The sequence below is a fragment of the Alloyangia mangrovi genome (genome assembly GCF_002300555.2).
GTDB classification, from domain to species: domain Bacteria; phylum Pseudomonadota; class Alphaproteobacteria; order Rhodobacterales; family Rhodobacteraceae; genus Salipiger; species Salipiger mangrovi.
In genome coordinates this window covers 1-2,389 of record NZ_NTHN02000119.1, presented here as the reverse complement: position 1 = coordinate 2,389, position 2,389 = coordinate 1, and the positions used below count along the sequence as shown (strand labels likewise).

The window sequence follows — 2,389 nt, the reverse complement described above, 5'->3', positions numbered from 1 at the left end:
CGCCTGAGCGTGACCTGAGAGCGGGGGTGCTGCCCCCGCACGCCGGACAACGCGGGGGCGCTGCCCCCGCACCCCCGGGATATTTCCGCCTAGAAGAAAGGGCGGGGCGGGGAGAGATGGATCGGGCGCGCGGCGGCGGCGTCAGTCCCGGGCCATCGGGTGATGGTCGAGCACCAGCTCGCGCAGCCGCTCTTCGAGAACATGGGTGTAGATCTCGGTCGTCGCCACGTCGGCGTGGCCGAGGAAGGTCTGGATGGCGCGCAGGTCGGCGCCATTGGCCAGCAGGTGCGTCGCGAAGGCGTGGCGCAGCGTGTGCGGCGTGACCTTGGCGGGCGAGACCCCGGCGGACACCGCGATATCCTTGATCATGATGTAGAAAGCATGGCGGGTCAGGTGCCCGGCCTTGCCGCGCGACGGGAAGAGGAAGCTCGAGGCGGGCTTGCCCTCGGTCTTCCGGAGCGTCTCCTGCGCATCGCGCCGGGTCAGCCATTCGGCGAGCGCCGTGCGCGCCGGGGGGGGACAGCGGCACCATGCGCTCCTTGCCGCCCTTGCCGCGGATCAGCAGCATGCGCGGATCGCCCCGCGCCGCCGAGAGCGGCAGGGTGACCAGCTCGCTCACCCGCATGCCGGTGGCGTAAAGGAGTTGCATCAGGCAGGTGTTGCGCAGCCGATCGTCGGCGGTGCGGCCGTGGCTCTCGGCCGCGTCGAGCAGCCGGTCGACCTCTTCGGTCGAGAGCGTCTTTGGCAGGCGCTTGGGCCGGCCCGGCCCGGCGATCTGTACTGCAGGGTTGTCGGCCCTGAGGCCTTCCTCGAAGGCGAAACGGTAAAGCTGCTTGATCGCCGAGAGCCGCCGGGCGCGGGTCGAAACCGCGAGCCCCTCGGTCTCGCAGGCAATCAGGTAGTCCTCGACATCGCCGCGCTGCGCGCTGGCCAGGTCGCGCTTGCGCGCCGCCAGCCAGCCGGTGAAGGAGGCGAGATCGCGGGCATAGGCGGCCTGGGTGTTGTCCGCGGCGCCGCGTTCGGCGACCTGCGCCTCGAGGAAGGCGGAGACCCAGTTGCCGGCGCTCACAGCGGGGCGCCTTCGTCGGAGAGCAGGATCTGCTGGATGGCGGCGCGGCGCGCCGTGTCCTCGAGCCCGACCCGGCGCAGCGTCGCCAGTGCGCCGGTGAGATCGGCATGGTTGCCCTCGGCCCCGGACTGGAACAGCGCGATGGCGCGCAGGATGGTCTCGCCGAGCTTGCCGTCGCGCAGCAGGGTGGCCAGCTCGGGCGGCACCTCGGCATCGGGGCGCCAGGCCTCGACGATGGCCTGGGCGGCGGGGGCGAGGGGGACGGAATCGGGCATCTCGCCTTGTGCCACGGCGTGCACCGCGCGGATCAGCCCGGTGCGGGCGGGCAGACGGCGGGCGGCCTCCTCGTAGGCCGGAGAGAGCAGAGCGGCGCGCTGCGCCAGCGCTGCGGCGCGCGGATCGAGGTCGAGCCCCTGCAGCCGCGGCGCGTAAAGCTCGGAGAAGGGCACAAGCAGCCCGGCGCTGCGCATCTGCGGCCAGGCGGCGAGCAGCGCGGGGCCTATCAGGTCGCTGCGCCCGGCATTCAGCGCCGCCTCGAGCGCCTGTACCGCCGCGACCCGGTCCCAGACGCCGCCCGAGGCGGCCGGCTCGCGGTCGGTATAGATGCCCAGCAGGCGGTTCTCGGAGAGCGTGCCGCGTCGCGCCAGCCGCTCGGCGGCAAGGATCTGCGCCCGCCAGCCGCTGTTGCCCGAGAGGTCCGCGGCGGCGAACATGCGCGGCAGCGGCTGGGTGGGCAGCGCCTCGCCCACGGCCTCGAAAAGGTGGAATTCCAGCGGCGTCGGACGCGCCGGCGGGTTGAGCGGCTCGGAGGCGTCGACGAGCTCGGGGTCGAGGAAACGGGCCAGCAGCTCGGCGTCGCGCGGGCCGATCTGCCCCAGCGCCTCGGCGGAGCCATAGACGGTGACCGCATGCTCCCAGTTGCCGATCCGCGCGTCGCAGTAGATGCGGGTTGCAAGATCCTGGGTGAGATGCGGCTTTCGCGCCAGCGTGCGGCAGGCCTCCTCGTCGTTGCCGGCGAGCAGCGACAGGTCGAGCCAGCGCGCGAAGATCTCGGGATCGGAGCTGCCGCCTGCCTGTTCGACCAGCGCCAGCGCGGCGTCCACCGCGCCTTCCTCCATCAGCCGGTCGATCCTCGCCACGAGCAGCGAGCCATTGCCCGCGGGCGCATCCGCCTCGGCCAGCAGCAGCGTCAGCGTGGCGCCGATGAGCGCCGGCACCGCGGGTTCGGTCTGCGCGATGAGCGCGGCGAGTTGCGCCGCGTCGGAGCCTGACCAGAGCGTGCGCGGCAGCCCGGTCAGCGCGCTCGACAGCAGCCCCGCC

1 protein-coding gene and 1 pseudogene are annotated in these 2,389 nt (G+C 73.0%); both read right to left on the bottom strand.

The genetic code is table 11. The annotated features are described in order from the left end of the window. Positions 1-141: 141 nt before the first annotated feature. A pseudogene (locus CLG85_RS26945) lies at positions 142-1,069 on the bottom strand (site-specific tyrosine recombinase XerD). Further along, the coding region (locus CLG85_RS26940; protein ID WP_260350367.1) for a hypothetical protein at positions 1,066-2,389 on the bottom strand (1,324 nt) is incomplete at its 5' end. The gene CLG85_RS26940 and the pseudogene CLG85_RS26945, both read right to left, overlap by 4 nt.